General features: G+C 65.9%; 3 protein-coding genes. All 3 read right to left on the reverse strand.

Features of this window, described 5'->3' with window-relative positions:
- Positions 1 to 43: 43 nt before the first annotated feature.
- Positions 44 to 961 (reverse strand): proteasome subunit beta, encoded by a 918-nt coding sequence (gene prcB, locus VN779_RS25535; RefSeq protein WP_325727779.1) that lies wholly within the window; start codon positions 959 to 961, stop codon positions 44 to 46.
- Positions 958 to 1,152 (reverse strand): ubiquitin-like protein Pup, encoded by a 195-nt coding sequence (locus VN779_RS25540; protein ID WP_003887572.1) that lies wholly within the window; start codon positions 1,150 to 1,152, stop codon positions 958 to 960. Before VN779_RS25540 ends, prcB begins: the two co-directional genes overlap by 4 nt.
- Positions 1,153 to 1,247: 95 nt before the next feature.
- Positions 1,248 to 2,026: proteasome accessory factor PafA2 family protein (locus tag VN779_RS25545; RefSeq protein WP_325727782.1), on the reverse strand; the 779-nt coding region annotated here is incomplete at its 5' end.

A 2,026-nucleotide genomic window follows, 5' to 3' on the forward strand; every position in this document is an offset into this window, starting at 1 on the left:
CGCTCGCGCATAGCCTGCTCAGGCGAGATGAAATATGGAAAGCTCACGAATCTCCCCGCGCATCGTGCGACTCAGCAGCACTATCGGGACCGAAAGTATCTTTACGCGAGCGGCTTTCGATGACCTCACGGGCCAACGCCGCAATGCGCTGCTCCGCCACATCGTCGGCGCCCTCGGCGGCAAGGATCACAGCGGTCGGATAGATGCCGCGAACCAGATCGGGACCGCCCGTCGCGGAGTCGTCATCGGCCGCGTCGTACAGCGCTTCCACGGCCACCCGCAGCGCGGAGTCCGCGTCGACGACCCGCGAGTAAAGCTTCTTTATCGAGGATTTCGCGAAGATCGAGCCCGAGCCCACCGACTGGTAACCCTCTTCCTCGATGTTCCAACCACCGGCGGCATCGAACGACACGATCCGGCCGGCGGCCCGCGGATCCGGGTCGTTGAGGTCGTAGGCCGCCAAAAGCGGCAGCGCGACGAAGCCCTGCAGCGCCGCGCCGAGGTTGCCGCGGACCATGGTCGCCAGCCGGTTCACCTTGCCACGGAAGGTCAGTGGCACACCTTCGGTCTTCTCGTAGTGCTCGAGTTCGACGGCGTACAGCCGGGCGAACTCCACCGCGATCGCCGCCGTGCCTGCGATCCCGGTCGCCGTGTAGTCGTCGGTGATGTACACCTTCTGCACATCCCGACCGGCGATCATGTTGCCCTGAGTTGAGCGCCGGTCGCCGGCGATCACCACGCCGCCGGGGTATTTCAGCGCGACGATCGTGGTGCCGTGCGGCAGCGCGCCTGAGGGCACCGCATCGACGAGACCCGACCGGTTCATGGGCAAAAGTTCGGGCGCCTGACGGCGCAGCAGTTCAGAAAAGGACGACAAGTCCACAGGGACGGAAGGTGCTACCGGGTTGTGGTGGTAGATCGGGGTGGGAAAGGCCAGCTGCTCGCGATGCGGCCAGGTCACTGTCCACCCTTCTGGACGTACGCGCGCACGAAGTCCTCGGCGTTCTCTTCGAGAACGTCATCGATCTCGTCCAGCAGGTCGTCGGTTTCCTCGGCCAGCTTCTCGCGACGCTCTTGCCCGGCGGCCGTGCTGCCGGTGAGGTCGTCGTCCTCGCCGCCACCACCGCCACGCTTGGTCTGCTCCTGAGCCATCGCTGCCTCCTGCGTATGTCATCGGCGGGCTCACAGCCGCCCGCCGGTTACTCCACACTACCGGTCAACGCCCGGATTGCCCTGGGATAGCTCATCTATTGCGTGAGCTGTTCCACCAGTTCGACGGCACTGTCAACGGAGTCCAGCAGGGCTCCGACGTGCGCCTTGCTGCCGCGCAGGGGCTCAAGTGTTGGAATCCGAACGAGCGAATCGCCGCCCAGGTCGAAGATCACCGAGTCCCAGCTGGCGGCGGCGATGTCGGCGCCGAACCGGCGCAAACACTCGCCACGGAAGTAGGCGCGGGTGTCCGTCGGCGGGTTGTCGACGGCGTCGATCACCTGCTGCTCGGTGACCAATCGCTTCATCGAACCCCGCGCCACCAGCCGGTTGTAGAGGCCCTTGTCCAGCCGCACGTCGGAATACTGCAGATCCACCAGGTGCAGCCGCGGTGCCGACCAGCTGAGGTTCTCACGGTGGCGGAAGCCCTCCAGCAGCCGCAGCTTCGCCGGCCAGTCCAAGATCTCCGCGCACTCCATCGGGTCGCGCTCGAGCAGGTCGAGCACGTTCGCCCACGTCTGGACGATGTCGGCCGCACGCGGATCGGGGTCGCGACTGTCCACTAACTTGGCCACCCGATCCAGGTAAATCCGTTGCAGCGCAAGGGCGGTCAGCTCGCGGCCGTCCGAAAGCGCGACAGTGGCGCGCAACGACGAGTCCCGGCTGATCACATGCACGGCGTGCACCGGCCGGGCCAGCGCCAGATCCGTGAGGTCCATCCCCTCTTCGATCAGGTCCAGCACCAGCGACGTGGCACCGAGCTTGAGATAGGTCGACGTCTCCGCCAGGTTCGCGTCGCCGATGATCACGTGCAGCC

Source organism: Actinocrinis sp., from assembly GCF_035605935.1.
In the GTDB taxonomy this organism is placed as follows: Bacteria; Actinomycetota; Actinomycetes; order Streptomycetales; family Catenulisporaceae; genus Actinocrinis.